This is a genomic window from Ruegeria sp. YKSF57 (assembly GCF_059612585.1).
The window spans coordinates 1-17,776 of sequence record NZ_JBXWQW010000049.1 but is presented as its reverse complement, the minus strand read 5'-3'; the positions used below and the strand labels follow the sequence as shown (position 1 = coordinate 17,776).

At 61.6% G+C, this 17,776-nt stretch carries 17 protein-coding genes and 1 pseudogene; 4 read left to right on the top strand and 14 right to left on the bottom strand.

The window, feature by feature from the left end; genetic code table 11:
* Window positions 1-106: 106 nt before the first annotated feature.
* Window positions 107-2,797 carry an aconitate hydratase AcnA gene (acnA, locus tag AC2FLX_RS17955; protein ID WP_496809848.1) on the bottom strand — a complete coding sequence of 897 codons (2,691 nt, stop codon included), beginning with the start codon at window positions 2,795-2,797 and terminating at the stop codon, window positions 107-109.
* A 226-nt stretch (window positions 2,798-3,023) separates the two neighbouring features.
* Between acnA and AC2FLX_RS17950 the strand changes: the two genes are divergently transcribed.
* The gene (locus AC2FLX_RS17950; RefSeq protein WP_480749773.1) at window positions 3,024-3,722 is read left to right on the top strand and encodes a DUF1223 domain-containing protein; all 699 of its coding nucleotides are present in this window, start codon (window positions 3,024-3,026) and stop codon (window positions 3,720-3,722) included.
* Here the strand turns inward: AC2FLX_RS17950 and AC2FLX_RS17945 are convergent, their stop codons facing one another.
* From AC2FLX_RS17945 to purB, 6 genes are all read right to left on the bottom strand, one after another.
* Complete coding sequence (locus AC2FLX_RS17945; RefSeq protein ID WP_480749774.1) at window positions 3,723-4,646, bottom strand: lysophospholipid acyltransferase family protein; 924 nt, start codon at window positions 4,644-4,646, stop codon at window positions 3,723-3,725.
* Between the two features lie 9 nt (window positions 4,647-4,655).
* The gene (locus AC2FLX_RS17940; protein ID WP_496809849.1) at window positions 4,656-5,510 is read right to left on the bottom strand and encodes a DMT family transporter; all 855 of its coding nucleotides are present in this window, start codon (window positions 5,508-5,510) and stop codon (window positions 4,656-4,658) included.
* Window positions 5,511-5,626: 116 nt separating this feature from the next.
* A complete protein-coding gene (locus tag AC2FLX_RS17935) occupies window positions 5,627-6,739 on the bottom strand; it encodes a flagellar motor switch protein FliG (RefSeq protein WP_496809850.1) in 1,113 nt (370 codons plus the stop codon).
* 57 nt (window positions 6,740-6,796) lie between these two features.
* Window positions 6,797-7,345, bottom strand: coding sequence for a tetratricopeptide repeat protein (locus tag AC2FLX_RS17930; protein WP_496809851.1), 549 nt, complete (start codon window positions 7,343-7,345; stop codon window positions 6,797-6,799).
* Window positions 7,346-7,449: 104 nt separating this feature from the next.
* Window positions 7,450-7,605, bottom strand: coding sequence for a hypothetical protein (locus AC2FLX_RS17925; RefSeq protein ID WP_480749779.1), 156 nt, complete (start codon window positions 7,603-7,605; stop codon window positions 7,450-7,452).
* Window positions 7,606-7,728: 123 nt separating this feature from the next.
* Entirely contained in the window at window positions 7,729-9,033 is a 1,305-nt protein-coding gene (purB, locus tag AC2FLX_RS17920; protein WP_496748066.1) for an adenylosuccinate lyase, read from the bottom strand.
* A 135-nt stretch (window positions 9,034-9,168) separates the two neighbouring features.
* Between purB and AC2FLX_RS17915 the strand changes: the two genes are divergently transcribed.
* Together AC2FLX_RS17915 and AC2FLX_RS17910 are read left to right on the top strand one after the other, a co-directional pair.
* Entirely contained in the window at window positions 9,169-9,591 is a 423-nt protein-coding gene (locus AC2FLX_RS17915; protein WP_496748064.1) for a DUF6314 family protein, read from the top strand.
* Between the two features lie 76 nt (window positions 9,592-9,667).
* A complete protein-coding gene (locus AC2FLX_RS17910) occupies window positions 9,668-10,255 on the top strand; it encodes a biotin transporter BioY (RefSeq protein WP_480749782.1) in 588 nt (195 codons plus the stop codon).
* A gap of 100 nt (window positions 10,256-10,355) precedes the next feature.
* Here the strand turns inward: AC2FLX_RS17910 and AC2FLX_RS17905 are convergent, their stop codons facing one another.
* The 4 genes from AC2FLX_RS17905 to dddP form a co-directional block, all read right to left on the bottom strand.
* Window positions 10,356-10,856: a DinB family protein gene (locus AC2FLX_RS17905; RefSeq protein WP_496809852.1), complete on the bottom strand. Its 501-nt coding sequence runs from the start codon at window positions 10,854-10,856 to the stop codon at window positions 10,356-10,358.
* 298 nt (window positions 10,857-11,154) lie between these two features.
* Window positions 11,155-12,384, bottom strand: coding sequence for a bifunctional alpha/beta hydrolase/OsmC family protein (locus tag AC2FLX_RS17900; protein ID WP_496809853.1), 1,230 nt, complete (start codon window positions 12,382-12,384; stop codon window positions 11,155-11,157).
* Window positions 12,385-12,482: 98 nt separating this feature from the next.
* Window positions 12,483-13,136 carry a 5-formyltetrahydrofolate cyclo-ligase gene (locus tag AC2FLX_RS17895; RefSeq protein WP_496809854.1) on the bottom strand — a complete coding sequence of 218 codons (654 nt, stop codon included), beginning with the start codon at window positions 13,134-13,136 and terminating at the stop codon, window positions 12,483-12,485.
* Between the two features lie 9 nt (window positions 13,137-13,145).
* On the bottom strand, window positions 13,146-14,486 hold the full coding sequence (gene dddP, locus AC2FLX_RS17890) for a dimethylsulfonioproprionate lyase DddP (RefSeq protein ID WP_496809855.1): 1,341 nt from the start codon (window positions 14,484-14,486) through the stop codon (window positions 13,146-13,148).
* Window positions 14,487-14,609: 123 nt separating this feature from the next.
* On the opposite strand from dddP, the gene AC2FLX_RS17885 reads away from it, so the two are divergent.
* Entirely contained in the window at window positions 14,610-15,344 is a 735-nt protein-coding gene (locus tag AC2FLX_RS17885) for a heme-dependent oxidative N-demethylase family protein (RefSeq protein WP_496744032.1), read from the top strand.
* A 3-nt stretch (window positions 15,345-15,347) separates the two neighbouring features.
* Here AC2FLX_RS17885 and AC2FLX_RS17880 read toward each other — a convergent pair whose 3' ends face one another.
* The 3 genes and pseudogenes from AC2FLX_RS17880 to glnA all read right to left on the bottom strand — a co-directional run.
* Window positions 15,348-16,274 carry a hypothetical protein gene (locus AC2FLX_RS17880; protein WP_496807115.1) on the bottom strand — a complete coding sequence of 309 codons (927 nt, stop codon included), beginning with the start codon at window positions 16,272-16,274 and terminating at the stop codon, window positions 15,348-15,350.
* Window positions 16,275-16,471: 197 nt separating this feature from the next.
* The gene (locus tag AC2FLX_RS17875) at window positions 16,472-17,269 is read right to left on the bottom strand and encodes a lytic murein transglycosylase (RefSeq protein WP_480749789.1); all 798 of its coding nucleotides are present in this window, start codon (window positions 17,267-17,269) and stop codon (window positions 16,472-16,474) included.
* A gap of 224 nt (window positions 17,270-17,493) precedes the next feature.
* A pseudogene (gene glnA, locus AC2FLX_RS17870) lies at window positions 17,494-17,776 on the bottom strand (glutamine synthetase); the annotation flags it as partial.

Sequence of the window (17,776 nt, the reverse complement as noted above, 5' to 3'; positions counted from 1 at the left end):
AAGCCGCTTCTTTCTGGTTCCCAATACCCCGGAGCGCGAGGCAGAGCCTCGCAAAAAGAAAAGGGCGCCCGCAGGCGCCCTTCAAATGCTACTGAAACGTTCTGTCTCAGCTGGCTTTGGCCAGATTGCGCAGCACATAGTGCAGCACGCCGCCGTTTTCGATGTACTCGATCTCCGGCGCGGTATCGATCCGGCATTTCAGGGTGATGGTCTTCTCCGACCCGTCGCCATAGGTGATGGTGCAAGGCACCTCCTGCAGCGGCTGAATGGTGTCCAGCCCCGAAATCGAAACCGTCTCGTCGCCCTTCAGGCCCAGCGTCTTGCGGGTGTCTCCGCCGGTGAACTCGAACGGGATGACGCCCATGCCGACCAGGTTCGAACGGTGAATACGCTCAAAGCTCTCGGCGATCACCGCCTTGACGCCCAGCAGCGCGGTGCCCTTGGCCGCCCAGTCGCGCGAAGACCCCGCGCCATACTGCTCGCCGCCAAAGACCACCAGCGGCGTGCCCGCGTCCTGATACGCCATCGACGCGTCATAGATCGAGGTCTGTGCGCCATCCGGCCCCTTGGTATAGCCACCCTCGACCCCGTCCAGCATCTCGTTCTTGATGCGGATATTGGCAAAGGTGCCACGCATCATGATCTCGTGGTTGCCGCGGCGCGAACCATACGAGTTGAATTCGCGCGGCGCCACCTGACGCTCGGTCAGATACTTGCCTGCGGGCGTGGTGGTGGCAAAGGACCCGGCGGGCGATATGTGGTCGGTGGTGACCATGTCGCCCAGGATCGCCAGTACCTTGGCGCCCTCGATATTGGTGATGGTGCCCGGCTCCGTTCCCATGCCCTGGAAATAGGGCGGGTTCTGGATATAGGTCGAGGTCGCGGGCCAGTCATAGGTCTCGGCATCGGTGGTCTCGACACCCTGCCACTTCTCGTCACCCTTGAAGACGTCGGCATATTTCGACTGGAATGCCTCGCGGGTCACAGTGCTTTCGACCAGGTCGGCGATTTCCTTCTGGGTCGGCCAGATGTCCTTCATATAGACATCGTTGCCGTCCTTGTCGGTGCCGATCGGCTCGGATGTCAGGTCGATATCCAGCGTGCCGGCCAGCGCATAGACCACCACCAGCGGCGGCGAGGCCAGATAGTTGGCGCGCACGTCGGGCGAGATACGGCCTTCGAAGTTGCGGTTGCCTGACAGAACGCTGGTGGCCACCAGATCGCCCTCGGCAATCGCTTCGCTGATTTCCTTCTGGATCGGACCCGAGTTGCCGATACAGGTGGTGCAGCCATAACCCACAAGGTTGAAGCCGATCTTGTCCAGATCCTCCTGCAGGCCGGCGGCCTCCAGATAGGCGCTGACGACCTGGCTTCCCGGCGCCAGCGAGGTCTTGACCCAGGGCTTGCGGTTCAGCCCCAGTGCGGCGGCCTTGCGCGCCACCAGACCGGCGCCGATCATCACGTAGGGGTTCGAGGTGTTGGTGCAGGACGTGATCGAGGCGATCACCACCTTGCCTGATTCCATCGTGTAATCTTCGCCCTTGACCGCAACCTCCTTGCCCATCGGGCGCTTGAAGGTCTCGGCCATCTCGCGGGTGAACGCGGTCTTGGCATCCGTCAGCGCCACATAGTCCTGCGGGCGCTTGGGGCCGGAAATGGCGGGCACGATGGTGCCCATGTCCAGGCTCAGCGTGTCGGTATAGACCGGGGCGTAATCGGCATCACGCCAGAACCCGTTTTCCTTGGCATAGGCTTCGACCAGCTGGATCCGGTCCTCGTCGCGGCCGGTATTGCGCAGATAGCGCAGGGTCTCTCCGTCGATCGGGAAAAAGCCGCAGGTGGCGCCGTATTCTGGCGCCATGTTGGCGATGGTTGCCCGGTCCGCCAACGGCAGACGGTCCAGGCCCTCGCCATAGAATTCGACGAACTTGCCCACGACGCCCTTGGCGCGCAGCATCTCGACGACCTTCAGAACCAGGTCGGTGCCGGTTGTGCCCTCGACCATCCGGCCGGTCAGTTCGAACCCGATCACTTCCGGAATCAGCATCGAAATCGGCTGGCCCAGCATCGCGGCCTCGGCTTCGATCCCGCCAACGCCCCAGCCCAGAACGGCCATGCCGTTGACCATGGTGGTATGGCTGTCGGTGCCGACCAGCGTATCGGGGTACGCGACTTCGTCGCCGTTCTGGTCGGTGTCTGTCCAGACAGTCTGCGCCAGATATTCCAGGTTCACCTGGTGGCAGATGCCGGTTCCCGGCGGCACGACGCGGAAATTGTTGAACGCGTTCTGGCCCCATTTCAGGAACTGATACCGCTCCATGTTGCGCTCGTACTCGCGGTCCACGTTCATCTGGAACGCGCGCGGATTGCCGAACTCATCGATCATGACCGAGTGGTCGATGACCAGATCGACCGGGTTCAGCGGGTTGATCTTCTGCGCGTCACCACCCAGGCCCTTGATGCCGTCGCGCATCGCGGCCAGGTCCACCACGGCGGGAACGCCGGTGAAATCCTGCATCAGCACGCGGGCAGGGCGATAGGCAATCTCGCGCGGGTTCCTGCCGCCCTTGGCGCCCCATTCGGCAAAGGCCTTGATGTCGTCAACCGACACCGAGAATCCGCCGTCCTCGAATCGCAGCATGTTCTCCAGAACCACTTTCAGCGCGGCGGGAAGCTTTGAGAAATCGCCCAGGCCGGCCTCTTGCGCGGCGGGGATCGAATAATAAGAAACGGACTTGCCATTCACGCTCAGCGTCTTGCGTGTCTTGGCGGTATCCTGTCCAACTTTGATGGGCATCCGTGGCCTCCCTGTCAAAATGCGTGGAAATGGGACTCGCTGTTGGCTATCTGCATCACGAACGGCCTGCGTTCAAGGTCCAAGACGGGGGGTGCGGCAATTTTTGTATACCATTGCACACATTTTTGACCGATCCACTGACATCCAACTCAAGAAACCTTGATTAGCGGTTGAACGGCAGGCGTTCTACACCATGATAACCATCCCAATTCAACCAGGGCCACCCATGTTCAAATCGTTCGCCGCCGCATTGTTCTGCCTGTCCACGATCACGCCGGCATCGGCCGAAGGAAATCCTGTCGTGGTCGAGCTTTTCACCTCGCAGGGCTGTTCCTCGTGTCCCCCGGCAGACCGGATCATGCACGAACTGGCGCAGCGCGACGACGTGATCGGCCTGGCCCTGCATGTCGATTACTGGGACTACATCGGCTGGAAAGACGAGTATGCCGATCCCAGTCATGCCCAGCGCCAACGCGCCTATGCGCGCGAGGGCGGCCGATCGATGATCTATACGCCGCAAATGGTGATCAACGGTCAGCACGATGTGGTCGGTGCCAAAGGGCGCGAACTTGAGCGGCTGATCCGCCTTCACAGCGCCCGGCCGGATGTTGTCAGCGTTTCCGCGGTCCGCAATGGTGACGATCTTTCAATCGACGTTGCGCCGCTCAGCCTGACGGAACGTGGTACCTACTCGATCCAGGTCGTTCAGTATTCCCCGCTGCGCCATGCCTCGATCAAACGCGGAGAGCTGGCCGGGCATGACCTGAACTATGCCAACGTAGTGGAAAGCTGGCAGGTTGCGGGCCAATGGAGCGGATCAGCAGAGGCGAACTTCACCACCTCGCTCGATCCTCATCTCCCTGCCGTCGTGATCGTGCAGCACGCCGATCAGGGGCCAATCGTCGCCGCCGCCAGGGTCGAGTGATCAGGGCATGTCCTCGGGCTGAACGCCCAGACCGTTCCACGCTTTCCAGCGGCGGTGGATCCAGAACCACTGGCCCATATGCTGACGCACCATCGCTTCGAGGTCGTCATTGATGTACTGCGTCATGGTCTTGGCATCGGAATGCGGCACCGGGTCGTGCAGAACGATTTCGAAATCGACCCCGTTGGGTTGCCGGACGGCATAACATGGGATCATAACCGCACCGTATTTGATCGCCAGTTCCGCATTCAGGATCGAGGTGACTGCAGGTTTGCCAAAAAAGGTCAGTTCCTCGCCGCCATGCGCGTGCAGGTCCGAGACAATCGCGATGATGCCGCCCTGTTTCAGTGACCGCACCATTTCCATCATGCCCCTGCGACCCTGTTCGAACATCGGCTCGCCGGTGCGGTGGAACGCGTCCACATACATCTCGTTGAAATAGGGGTTGGCCATGCGGCGATAGAGGCATCCGATCGGTTTGCCGCTGCGGGTCTGCAACGCGATGCGCGCGGCCAGATAGTGACCGAAATGCGCGGTGATCATCATCAGCGGCCGCCCCTCGGCCACCGCCTGATCAAAGGCCGCAACGCCCGCGCCGGACACCTTGGCGTTTCTCTGGCGGTCGGTGAAATCCTCGGGCGAGAAATGTTCCATGATCGCGCGCCCGGCATTGTCGGGCACCTGGCGGCAGATCCGGTCGACCTCGTCAGACGGCAGGTCGGGGCAGGTGAGTTTCAGGTTCTTCTCCACCCGCTTGCGGAACCCCACCAGTGGCGACAAACGGCGCACCATCGCGCCCATCGCCGCAAGGCGGCGCTCGTAAGGCAACAGGTGCATGGCGCCGATCACGCCCTTCAGAAACACGTTGGTGGCATAGTATTTGCCAAGCTCAACTCGGCCGAGTTCCGATTTTTCGATGGGCATATAGGGGTCTCACCGCTGTTGCGTCTCGCGATGCCAGACATACAGACCCGCCCCCGCGATCACAAGCGTGCCAAGGACGGTCCACGGATCGGGGTATTCCGCAAAGAACAGCACGCTCCACAACGCGGCAAAGCCCAGACCGGAATAGGCATAGGGCGCCAGCATCGCCGCCTCGCCCCGGCTGAAGGCCAGGATCAGGAACATCTGTCCCATTGTGCCGAACCCCGCGACCAGTACGATCAGCCCCCAGCCCGACGGCTCGGGCATCTGCCATTGCGCCGGGGCGATCAGGCTCAGCAGAACCGTGCCCACCAGCCCGGTATAAAACAGCGATGTCCACGGGTCCTCGTCCGGACCCACGCGCCGGGTCAGCAAGGCATAGGCCGAATAACAGATGGCCGCCCCGATGGGAAAGAACGCGGCCAGTTGAAACACCGACGAGCCGGGGCGGATTACCATCGCAGCCCCCAGCACGGCCACCACGATCCCGGTGATCCGGCGCGGCCCGAGTGGTTCGCGCAGAAACAACGCCGCCCCCAGTGTGATCAGAACCGGGTTGATCGACATCAGTGCCGCCGCATCCGTCAGGGGAATGCGACTCAGCCCGACAAAGAAAAACCCCGTCGCCCCCATCAGCAGCAGCGAGCGCAGCAATTGCAGCTTCGGGTACCGTGTCCGCACGATCCGCCGCAGGCGCGGCAGAACCAGCACCAGCACCACCAGCATCTGCCCGGCATATCGCACCCAAAGCGCCGAAAGCACCCCGATCTTCGGCGCCAGCGCCTTGACCGAAGCATCCATCAGCGAAAAGCACAGGATCGCCAGCACCATCATCACGATGGCGCGACCCGCCCCGGCGCTCAAGCCGGGTCTCCATCGTGGGGCAAGGGAAGGGCGGTTGTCATAGGGCTTGATAGGCCGGGACGCGTTGCCGGTCCATCCACTTGCTTCGCAATTGCCGTAACGTTCCTGACGCTGGGTCAGGCCGCTTCTTCGGCCTCCGGCTCGATCAGCGTGATTGTCCCGTCATCGACCAGCGTGCGGATTGATCCCACAACTTCGGCCATGGCCTGTTCGGCCTCGGCCCGTTTGACCTTGCCACGCTCGGCGACCTCCTCGCGCAGGTTGTCCGCCATGCGGCTCGACATGTTGGCCAGCAGAAACTCCGCCGCCGCCCGGTCGCCCTCGGTCTCGGCCCCGGCCAGCGCCGCGACCAGAACCGGCTGTTCGACCCCCCGGATCACCGCCGCGACATCGCGCGTCGAAATCCGCTCCGGGATATGGGCAAAGGTAAAGATCACCCGGCGCACATTGCTGGCGAACTCCGCGTCCTCCTCGTCCAGCGCATGCAACAGCCCGTCGCGGGTGCTGGCCGCCGACTGGTTGAGGATGGCGCCAACCCGCGCCTCGGGCCGGTCCTTGAACGCGGGCACCGGCTTGCGGTCCAGTTGCGCCGCCAGCGACCAGCCGATCCGGTCCACCGCCTCGGGCGTCACATTGCCGGTCTGCGAAATGGCATAGGTGATGCGCCGCGCCACCGGCCCCGGCAGGCATCCCAACAGGGCGGCGGCCTTGGGCGTGTCAAGCTTGGACAGCATCACCGCCGCCACTTCGGTGCTCTCGGCCTGCGCCATTTCAGCCAGTTCTTTTGCTTCCAGCGCGCGCAAACGTTGCCACGGATCGCCGATCTGGCGCACCCCGGCCTCCTTGCGCAGGCGCGCCGCCGTACTTGCGCCGATCTTGCCGGTCATCGCGTCCAGCGCCCCGGCCAGCCCGTGCGGGAAGGACAGGCCGATCCCCTCCAACGTCTCGGCAAACTCATGCGCGACGGCGTCCAGTGTCACCCGGTCCACCAGCCCCATGCACCCCATCTGCTGCGTCAGCCGGGCCTGCAGTTCCTCGGGCAGCTCCTCCAGCGGGATATCCGCGCCTTCGTTGAGCAACAGCCGCACCACGACGGCGGCCTTCTGAAGGTTGGACAGGTCCCGCGGAACCCTGCGTTCTTCCACCACATCCGGTTCCGGGGCACGCGCCCGCGGCGCACCCGCACCTGTTCGAACCAATGCACTGCCGTCCTGCATCGCCTGCGCCATCCAACAATTGACTTCCGCAGTCAGGCTAGCCGCACACCGGTAAAGAAAGGCTGAACCTCAATAGCTGTAGGTGACCCCCGACCGGATCGCATCGCGCAGCGAGGTTTCGGGCCAGCTTCCCTCGCCACCCCGCGCCTTGATCTCTTTCCATTGCTCGATGGCCAGGCCGGTCTTGCCTTCGGCGACAAATCCCTGTCCCATATAGCTGCGGGCCAGAAGATTGTCGGGATTGGTGGCGATCGCCTTTTGATAATAGGCGTTGGCTAGATCGGTCTGGCCCTGTTTGCGATAGGTAAATCCCCAATAGGTCAGGACGCGGTCGTCGTTCTGATCGCTCATCACCCGCAACACGTTCTGCGCATGAACCAACTGCCCGTCATAGGCCAGCTCGCGCGCGGCTTCGTACAGTTCGTCATCGGTGAAATTGGTCGCGCTCGGTTTGACGCATTTCTGCGTATCCACATCCCAGACCCGCCCGAACAGGCATTTCTTGGTGGTTTTCGTGGTCTTGGGCGGGCTTCCGCTGCCGCCGCTGGCGGCAAGGGCCGTATCGGGGGTGAAGGCAAATCCAGAAAGGGCAATAGCAGTCGCGATCAACAGGCGCATCGAAGGTCTCCGGTCAAATATCCGTTCTCAAATCAAATAGCGTGACGCTGAAAAAAGCGAGCCGCAAGCGACCCGCTTTCTTTCAAACTTCGGTGAGGCACAGTTCAACTCGTGACCTCTTTCACGCAGCTCTGGCTTTCGCTGTCCCAGACGGTGCCGGGTACGCAGGACTGCGTTTGTTGCTGATGAATTTCGCAGGCCAGGGCGACCGAGGCCGACAGCCCGAAAACAACAGCGCAAGCTAGCGTCTTGAACGTCATCGCGTTTCTCCTGTCTCGACTTGCGCTTTCATCATAGCCGGTTTTGTCCCGTCTGGCAAAAGAACAAAGCCCGGATCACACCTGCGATCCGGGCCTTGCACCGCGTACTTGAACTGTGACCGGTTACGCGCCGAAAACACGCGCGAAAATCGTGTCCACATGCTTGGTGTGATAGCCCAGATCGAATTTCTCTTCGATCTCCGCCGGACTGAGTGCTGCCGTCACCTCGGAATCACCCAGCAGCTCGGTCTTGAAATCCTTGCCCTGTTCCCAGACCTTCATGGCGTTGCGCTGCACCAGGCGATAGGCGTCTTCGCGGCTCACCCCCGCCTGTGTCAGTGCCAGCAGCACCCGCTGGCTCATCACCAGCCCCCGGAACTTGTTCATGTTGGCAAGCATGTTGTCGGGATAGACGACCAGATTCTCGATCACGCCGGCCAGACGGTTCAGCGCGAAATCCAGCGTCACGGTGGCGTCGGGGCCGATGCCGCGCTCCACCGAGGAATGCGAGATATCCCGCTCGTGCCACAGCGCCACGTTCTCCATCGCCGGGATCACCGCCATGCGCACCAGCCGGGCGAGGCCGGTCAGGTTCTCGGTCAAGACCGGGTTGCGCTTGTGCGGCATCGCCGACGATCCCTTCTGACCTTTCGAGAAGAACTCTTCCGCTTCCAGCACCTCGGTCCGCTGCATGTGGCGGATCTCGACGGCGATGTTCTCGATGCTGCTGGCGATCACGCCCAGCGTGGCAAAGAACATCGCATGCCGGTCGCGCGGAATGACCTGGGTGGAAATCGGCTCGGGGCGCAGGCCCAGCTTTTCGCACACATGTTCCTCGACCGCAGGGTCGATATTGGCAAAGGTACCGACCGCGCCGGATATCGCGCCAGTGGCCACTTCCCACCGCGCTTTTTCCAACCGGTTCTTGTTGCGGTCCATCTCGGCATAAAAGCGGGCAAAGGTCAGCCCCATCGTCGTCGGCTCGGCATGGATGCCGTGGCTGCGGCCGATGCGAATGGTGTCCTTGTGCTCGTGGGCGCGCTTTTTCAGCGCCGCCAGCACCTTGTCCATATCCGCCAGCAGAATGTCGGCGGCGCGCACCAGCTGGATGTTCAGCGTGGTGTCCAGCACGTCCGACGAGGTCATGCCCTGATGCACAAAGCGCGCATCCTCTGACCCGATATGCTCGGCCAGATGGGTCAGGAACGCGATCACGTCATGCTTGGTCACCGCCTCGATCTCGTCGATCCGGGCCACGTCGAATTCAACGTCCCTGGCCTTCCACACGGCCTCGGCATTGGCCTTTGGGATCACCCCCAGCTCGGCCTGCGCGTCACAGGCATGGGCCTCGATCTCGTACCAGATGCGGAACTTGGTCTCAGGCGACCAGATGGCGACCATTTCGGGGCGGGAATAGCGGGGGATCATTGGCAGCGGCACCTTTTTGTGATTGGCATGGGGCGTTGGCGCGGGTCTTAGACCCCCGCGCGCGCTGGAACAAGACACGAGACCCCGGATGAGACGGTTTGCCCTGATTTTTGTACCCCCAGGCCGGTTACGCCGATGACCGCGCCGCAGAGAATTGCCGATTTCGAGGGCGAATGGCGCCTTGAGCGGGTGATCGACGACCGCCTGTCCGGCCAGATCCTGCGTGCCGACGGGGTCGCGACGCTGCGTCGCAGCGAAGAGGGCCTCGTCTATGACGAAGAGGTTACGCTGCGCATCCCCGGCCAGCAGCCGATGCGCGGAACCCGCCGCTATCTGTGGCAAGCCGCAGGCCCGCAGATCGCGATTCATTTCGAAGATGGCCGTTATTTCCATGGCTTAACCCTAGGTCAAGCAAAACCGGCCGACCACCACGACTGCCCGCCCGACAGCTATGACGCGGCCTATGATTTCTCCGCCTGGCCGCGCTGGAGCGTGCGCTGGACGGTCTCGGGTCCGCGCAAATCCTATGAAATGAGGACGGAATTCTCGCGCCGATAGCGTAAACTTCTTGCAGCAGGCGGCCTGAATGGGCATTGCTGTGTGCCAATGACGGATTGATATGGGAGACCATGGAATGAGCATGAGTGTTCTGGCCGACGCAATCGGCCCGCGCGAAGGAACGGCCCTCAGGGTCAAGCAAGTGGTTCTGGTGGCGCTGGGCATCGTTGCCCTGGCGATTGCCGCAAAAATCAAGGTGCCGATGTGGCCGGTTCCGATCACCATGGGAACGTTTGCCGTTCTCTCGATCGGCACCGCCTATGGCGCGCGCCTGGGCCTGGTGACCATGCTGGGTTACCTGCTGGTCGGCGCGCTGGGCTTTGACGTGTTCGCCGGGTCCTCGGCCGAGAAATTCGGCCTGACCTACATGATGGGCGGCACCGGCGGCTATCTGGTCGGTTACCTGCTGGCCACCGTGACGCTGGGCGCACTGGCCGCGCGCGGCTGGGACCGTTCGTTCGGCAAGATGGCGCTGGCGCTGGTGCTGGCCAACGTGCTGATCTACGTTCCCGGCCTGCTGTGGCTGGGCCAGCTCTATGGCTGGGACAAGCCGATCCTCGAATGGGGCCTGACCCCGTTCCTGGTGGGCGACGCGATCAAGCTGGTGCTGGCCGCGCTGCTGATCCCCGGCCTGTGGAAACTGGTGGGCAACGCCCGCGGCTAAGCCTGACGGCAACAAGACGAAAGGCCCGGAGCGCATCGCTCCGGGCCTTTTCTTATGTGGACGACAGTCAACGCTGACCGATAACAATCCTGGGCGTTTTCTACGGCATCGCCGGAATGTCGGTCGGTTCGGGTTTGGCGCCTGCAGCTGTGAGCATGGCATGTATCTGTCCCCGGTGATGGGTTTGGTGATTGAAGAGTTGAACAACGCTGGCAGCTTTCAGCGTTTCAATCCTGGCCGAGCCGTCAAGCGGGTACCATCTGACAAAGCCATTGAGATCAGCGGTGCTGGTGCTGGCAGCCCACTGTTCGATTTCTGCATCTCGCCGCATGCGCAAGTCCCTGAACTCACACCAGTCTGAAGGGCTGATCAGTGAATGTGTGACCGTATCCTGCGGTCGTTCGTTTCCTTTGATACGCTCAAGCATGAGTGCATCAGCCCAATAAAGGTGGTTCAGTGTTGCCGCTATGGATTTGAAGAACGCTCCTCGATCCAGCCAGCGCTCGAACTCGGTCAATCCATCGGTTGCAGTCACGAGCGAGGTGTTTTGCCAGCTGTTGTAGCGTGCGAAAAGACGGCAGTATTCGGCTGAAATCATCATTCCTGGCCTCAGTGTTATGGGGGTTTTTCGGAAAATGGGCGCTTGCCAATGGAATTTGGCAAATTGCGCCCCGACCCGCACGGGCTGTCGCGCCGTCGGGTGAATGTCATGGTATAGGGGTTACCGGCCTTGCGTAAGCCTTTTTTGGTCGCGCCTGTCTGGATACAGGCTCACCAAGTACCGTTTTCGGCACGCGCCGGTGGATGAGGGGGCCGCATATAATTTTCGTCGATCATCCCGGCCAGGGCGCGCGTGGTAACCCGCGGTCGAAAGACCCGACCGCGGTCCCCAAAAGCCCTCAGACGGCCAGCGGGTCTTCCACAAGAACCGTGGTCACATGTGCCGATCCTTCCAATGTCCGGTGCACCGGGCATTTGTCGGCGATCTCCAGCAGTTTCCGCCGCTGTTCGGTGTCCAGCGGGCCGTCCAGGCGGATTCGCCGGTCGAAATGGTCGATCTTGCTGTCCGTCTTCAGCCCGGCATCCTGTACATGCACCTTGTTGTGGCAGACATCGACACTGATCCCTTTCAGCGGCCATTGCTTGCGCCGGGCATACATGCGGATCGTCATCGAGGTGCACGCCCCAAGCCCCGCCGCCAGGTATCCATAGGGCGACATGCCCTTGTCTGTGCCGCCATAGGCGACCGGTTCATCCGCCAGCGTGTGATGATCCGGCCCCGACTGCACATCCTGCAAAAACCCGTTCACGTCGGCTTCGGTCACCCGCACGATGCCCTCGGGCGCACCCGGGGGCGGGGCTGGGGGGGTCAGGTCCAGATAGCGCGATACCCAGGCCGATATGACGTCGGCGGCATATTCTGCATCCTCCGCGCGCGAGATCAGGTGATCCGCGCCGTCGAGCGTGACAAAGCTTTTGGGATGTTTTGCCGCCTGAAAGATCTGCGCGGCATTGTCGATGCTGACAGTGTCGTCAAGCGGTGCATGCAGCACCAGCAGCGCCGCCTTCAACCCGCCGATCGCCTCGGTCAGCGAGATGCTGGAAATATCCTCGACAAAATCGCGCCCGATCCGGAAGGGCCTGCCGCCCAGAAGAACTTCGGCGGCGCCTTCCTGCTGAATTCTCGGGATTTCACCTTCGAAATGATGCGAGACATGGCCCGGATCGGCAGGGGCGCCCAATGTGACCACCGCCTTGACCGATGGCAGTCCGGCACGGGCGCGCAGCACCGCAGCCCCACCCAGCGAATGACCGATCAGAACCGATGGCGCCATGTCGCGCCCGCTCAGGTACTGTCCCGCCGCGACCAGATCCTCGACATTCGAGGTAAAGGTGGTGTTGGCGAATTCGCCTTCGGAATGACCCAGCCCGGTGAAATCGAACCGCAACACCGCAATCCCCATCGCCGCCAGCCGCGCCGCGATACGCCGTGCGGCGGGGATATCCTTGGAACAGGTGAAGCAATGGGCGAAAATCGCGGTTGCCAGAATGGGGCCATCGGGCAAGTCGAACCGGGCTGCAAGCTGGCCGCCATCATGGCCGGCAAAGGTGATGCGTTCTGTGGGCATGTTAAGTCTCCTGAAGTCGACAGGAGTTTGGGAAGGGTGGCGCGCGCTTACAAGCCATGTGTCGCCGGTGTCACGTCAAGGTGAGGCCCCGTGCGGTCTCACCGGGGAAATTGCCACAGATCGCCGTTCCCAAGAACCACCGCATTCATCGCAACATCCCAGGGCATCGGATAGATGGTCGCGATCCGCGCGAACCCCTGACCGACGCCAATGGCGCGCGGTTTGCGCGGCATCGCTGCCAGTGTGCGGTCATAATATCCGCCGCCATTGCCCAGCCGGTAGCCATTCGCGTCGATGCCCAGAACCGGAGATATCACCACATCCGGATCGCAAAAAGCGCCTTCTTCCGGAACCGGTATCCGCCAGAAACCGCGCTCCATCGCGCAGCCGGGTGTCCACTCGCGAAAGACCAGCGGCGCATCCTTTTGCATCACCACCGGCAAACATGTCGTCGCGCCGCGCTCGTGACAGCGGCGCATCCACCCGCGCAGGTCCAACTCGGCCCGGATCGGCCAATAGACCGCGATCACCTTGCCGGGGCCCGGTTCGATCAGCCGGTCAAGACTGTCGGCGATGACATTTGCCTGCCGGTTCCGCTCCTCGGGGCGCATGGCGTCGCGCAACCCCAGCAGGCGCGCCCGTTCCGCACGGCGAAACCGCGCCACGTCGCGCCACGTCTCGGGGTCAACGGGAAAGCCGTTGACCAGATGATGCGCAAAACAGGGGGCGTCTCCGGGCGTGTCGTCGGTCATACCGACAGCCTATTCCCCCATAAGCGCCTTGTCGAAGGGATAGGTGGTCAGGTTCTCGTACCCGTCCTCGGTGATCAGCACCTGATCCTCCAGCTTGATCGAGAATTCGCCACCCACTTCGCCGACGCAGGCCTCGACACACAACACCATGCCCGGCTCCAGCGCGTAATCATAGGCCCCCTCGACCGCCTTGTCGGGGTAGGACACCAATGGCCACTCGTCGCACAATCCCACCCCATGCATCAGACAGCCATATTTCTGCGCCTGGAACTTGTCATCCAGCCGGTGCGCGTTGGCGGTCAGTTCCGGAATGGTCACGCCGGGCCTGAGCATCTCCATGTTGGTCATGATATGCTCATGCGCGTGCCGCATCGCATAGACCATTGCATTCGTCGGTTTCTGGTCGCCGATCCACCACGTGCGGCTGATGTCGATGCAGATGCCGTAGGACCCGATCAGATCGGTGTCAAAGGCGATGACCTCGTTCTTTTGTGTGATGCGCGGCCCGCATTCCTGGAACCACGGATTGGTGCGCTGCCCCGAGGCCAGCAGGCGGGTCTCGATCCACTCTCCGCCACGCCGGATGTTCTCGGCGTGCAGCACCGCCCAGATGTCATCCTCGCTGGTCCTGCCATCGCCCACATTGGCGCGGGCAAACTCCTCCATCGCCCCGACGGCCGTTTCACAGGCATGGTGTGCACAACGCATCGCCAGAATCTCGTCCGGTCCCTTCACGGCGCGGGTCTTTTCGGTGACCTCCTCGCCCTCGACGATCTCGAACCCCTGCGCCTCCAGCGCGCGCAGCCCGTGCAGCATGATCTTGTCCACCGCCAGCCGCTTGTTGCCGCCGGAATGCTCCTCGATCAGCACGCGCACCTCGTTCGAGAACACATCCGCCGCCACATCCACCTTGTCGCCCCGGTCGAAATAGAACAGATCCGCGCCCGAGCGCTGCTCGCGCACCAGCGGGTTGAACTTGGACAGGAAAGGCGAGTTCTTGTAGTCCCAGATCACCATATACCCGTCAGCACACAGCAGCACCGCCCGGAACGGGTTGTGCGTGTTCCACAACTGCATGTTGGTCGAATCCGTCGCGTACCGGATGTTGAGAGGGTCGAACATCAAAAGGCCGCCATACCCGCGATCAACGATGGCTTTCGTCAGCCGTTTCCAGCGATACTCCCGCATCCGTTCCAGGTTCGGCAGCACCAGCCCCGCTGCTTCCCACTCGCGAAAGGCCAGTTGCGTCGGCCCGATTTCGATCCGGTCATTGTCGTTGGGCGTGCCGTCCGCCAGCGTTGTGCCCCGTGACGGATCGATCTTGCGGGTGTCTCGGTAATGCGTGTTCAAGGCTTGCCTCCCTGGGTTCTGACCCAGCCTGTCCAGCATCTGACGCAGGGTCGCCAAGGTTTGCGACGGATATTTCGTCGTTTTTCGACCGACAGGCGACAAATGCGGTGCTAGGCCCAGGACATGGCAGATATCTTGCAGAAAACGATTCCCTACGACCCGATGGCCCAGCCGCCCTTGCCGGGCATCCGGCCGCTGCAAATCGCGGACTGGCTGCATCAGGACGATGCCTTTGCCGCCCAGATGGCCCGGCGCGAGACGCTGTTGGCAAACCGCCGGGACGAGGTTCTGGCGCTTGATGACAGCGCCGTTCCGGCCGCGCGGGAATTGCTCGATCTGGTGCTGGCCCAGGTCTATCCCGACACGGGCGATACCGCCCAACGCCCGGATGGCGCCCGCATTCCCATTGATCGCACTGACCCGCTGGGCACCCTGTGCAGGCTGGTGCAGGAAGATTTCTGCATCCTGCACAAGCAGGGGGGAGAGCATATCCTGACCGGCGCAATCCTGTGCTTTCCGGCCAGCTGGACGCTTTCGGAAAAGTTCATGCGCCCGCTGATCGCGATCCACGATCCCGTGGCATCTTATGACGCCAGCATCGCCAAGCGGGTGCAGCGCCTGTTCGACGGCATTCAGCCCGACAGGCCGCTCTGGCGGTTCAATGCCCTTTGGTATGACGATGCCGAACTCTATCAGCCGCGCCGCGCCCACGCTCCGCGGCCCGCGCGCAACCGCTCACAGGCCCCGTACCTGCGGAGCGAGAGGCAGTGCCTGCTGCGACTGCCACAAAGCCGGGCCGTGGTGTTTTCGATCCATACATATGTCCTGGCGGCGCGGTCGCTGCCGCACCGGGACTGACGACTACAGTCCCAGAGCCGAGGCCAGCTCCATATATGCGCCACTGCTTTCCAGCAACACGATCGCGGCGGTATAGGACAGAACCTGCGTGTTCAGACGAAAATCCTCGCCCCGGATCAGATTGACCGCGGCCAGGGAAACCGCGACCGGAGTTGCCAAAAACGCAACAACTCCGGTCATGCACCAACTGGTCAACCTTTGCAGATCGTTGGAAAGGGCCTCTTGCGGGCATTTGTCGTCCTTTGCCAGGTGATCCGGGTCTGCTCGAAAGGTCAGGGCCAGTACTTGGTCGTCGAATAGCTTGGATTTGTCTTTATGCTTGTTACCGGTCTCTTGATGCGAGCCGGTCCAGCCGCCCCTTATCGAGACAATTTCGGCATTGTCGTTGTCGGCCAGGCCAGTCGGGAACGGGCCACAGACCGCGCTGAACAATTGCTTGCGGCTTCGCTTGTGCTGCGGTGCAAGGCTTGAGAATGCCGTCATGAACTGTTCGACCGTCAGACTTGCATTCGGTGACAGCCACTCGATCAATGTCGATTGCTGAACCTCGACCAGACGGTACAGGATCACAACCAGCATCATCTCCGAAAGTTCGCGGTCGTCCAACAGGTCAGAAACCGGCGACATCGAGATGACCAACCTGTTTCGGGGCGCGGGGGCCACACGTGCCAGAGCGGTCTTCAACCCCGCAATCCGGTCAATACGCCGGTGCCGGGGTTCCTGAACCGGGATATCGGCTTCCAGATGCAAGCGGATCAGATACTGACCCGAAACGATACGCGCATCATAGACCCCCATCACCGAACGGCGCTCGACATGATGGCCATAGTCTTCCAACGTGGAGGTAACGATGCGGCTGAACTGATCCAGCGCGCCCTCGACGCTGCCTTCGAAAACCAGGCCGCCGTGGTATTTGCCGTTCTGCGTCACAGGTGGAATCCCCCTATACGTGTATCGTCAGAATCAAGACTACTGCACGATGTGGGGGAAAGTTAGACCGAAAGTGAACTTTCGAAACGGAATTTATGGATTGATCACGGATTGGAAACCACAAGACCTAGGGGTTTGGGTCGAAATCATAGATTCAATGTGGCGAATATATGGCGTGGGCAACGCTCGCGATTTTGTCATCCATCGATTCGCGCGGCCATTATGGCAATCGCCTTCTGGTAGACGGTGGCGCTGTTCCATTGCTCGATCACCGTGAAATTCGGCTCTCCCGGCTGGTATCCGCGACCGGGTTTCCACCCCTTCTGGCGCAGGAAATTCGCGGTCGAGGCCAGCGCATCGGTCATGTTGTAGAAATCGACCTGTCCGTCCCCGGTTGCGTCGACGCCATAGGCCAGCGCGTTGCCGGGCAGGAATTGCGTGTGTCCAAGCTCGCCATGTTTTGCGCCTTTTGTCGCCACTGAAATCGATCCCTGATCCACCAGTTTCAGCGCGCCGATGGCATGCGGAACGAAAAAGTCGGAGCGTCGGCAATCATAGGCCAGTGTTGTGATAGCGGAAACAACAGGACTGTCGCCCATGAAGCGACCAAACCCGGTTTCCATGCCGTGAATGGCAATCAATATGCCCGCAGGCACACCGTATTGCCGTTCCAGCACCGCATAGAACTCCGGGTTCGCCGCCTTTCTCTTGCGCCCTTGCGCCACGATCACATCCGCGCCGCGCACCTGCATGAATTTGTCGAGAGAGTATTTGAAACTCTTCTGGTTCCGATCTGCTGCGATGGTGCTGTTGGCGTACCGGGTCTGGGCCAGGGCGCTCAGCCCTTTCTTGCGCACACCCGCACGTTTCGCTTCTCCGGCAAAATCCTTCTTCCAGTTTTCAAACCCGGCGCTGGTATTGCCGCAGGTTGCCGCAGGCACTGTGGCGGGAAACAGGAACAAGCCGAGCAATGCGACCACAACGACGCGCCGCATTCCGAATGGTACAAAATGCTCATTCGTGCCTCCAAAACCGGTACAATTCGTACAATTCGGCTTTGCACAGGAGAATTCTCCGAAAATGCGCTGAAGCGGGCGAAGAAAGGTCATGAAACTGTTCCATAGCTGAAATCCGTGACCAAGCGTATCGGCGGAGCCGTAAAGGTCAACGAAAAAGGGCGCCCTCACGGACGCCCTTTCGGTCATAAGCAGACTGCCGGTCAGCAGCTGTAATACATGCCGAATTCCACCGGATGCGGTGTATGTTCGTATGTGTGAACCTCTTCCATCTTCAGGGCAATATAGCCGTCGATCTGGCTCTTGGTGAACACGTCGCCCTGCAGCAGGAAGTCGTGATCCGCCGCCAGGCAATCCAGCGCTTCGCGCAGGCTGCCGCAAACGGTCGGGATACCTTCCAGCTCTTCCGCCGGCAGGTCGTACAGGTTCTTGTCCATGGCTTCGCCCGGATCGATCTTGTTCTTGATGCCGTCCAGACCGGCCATC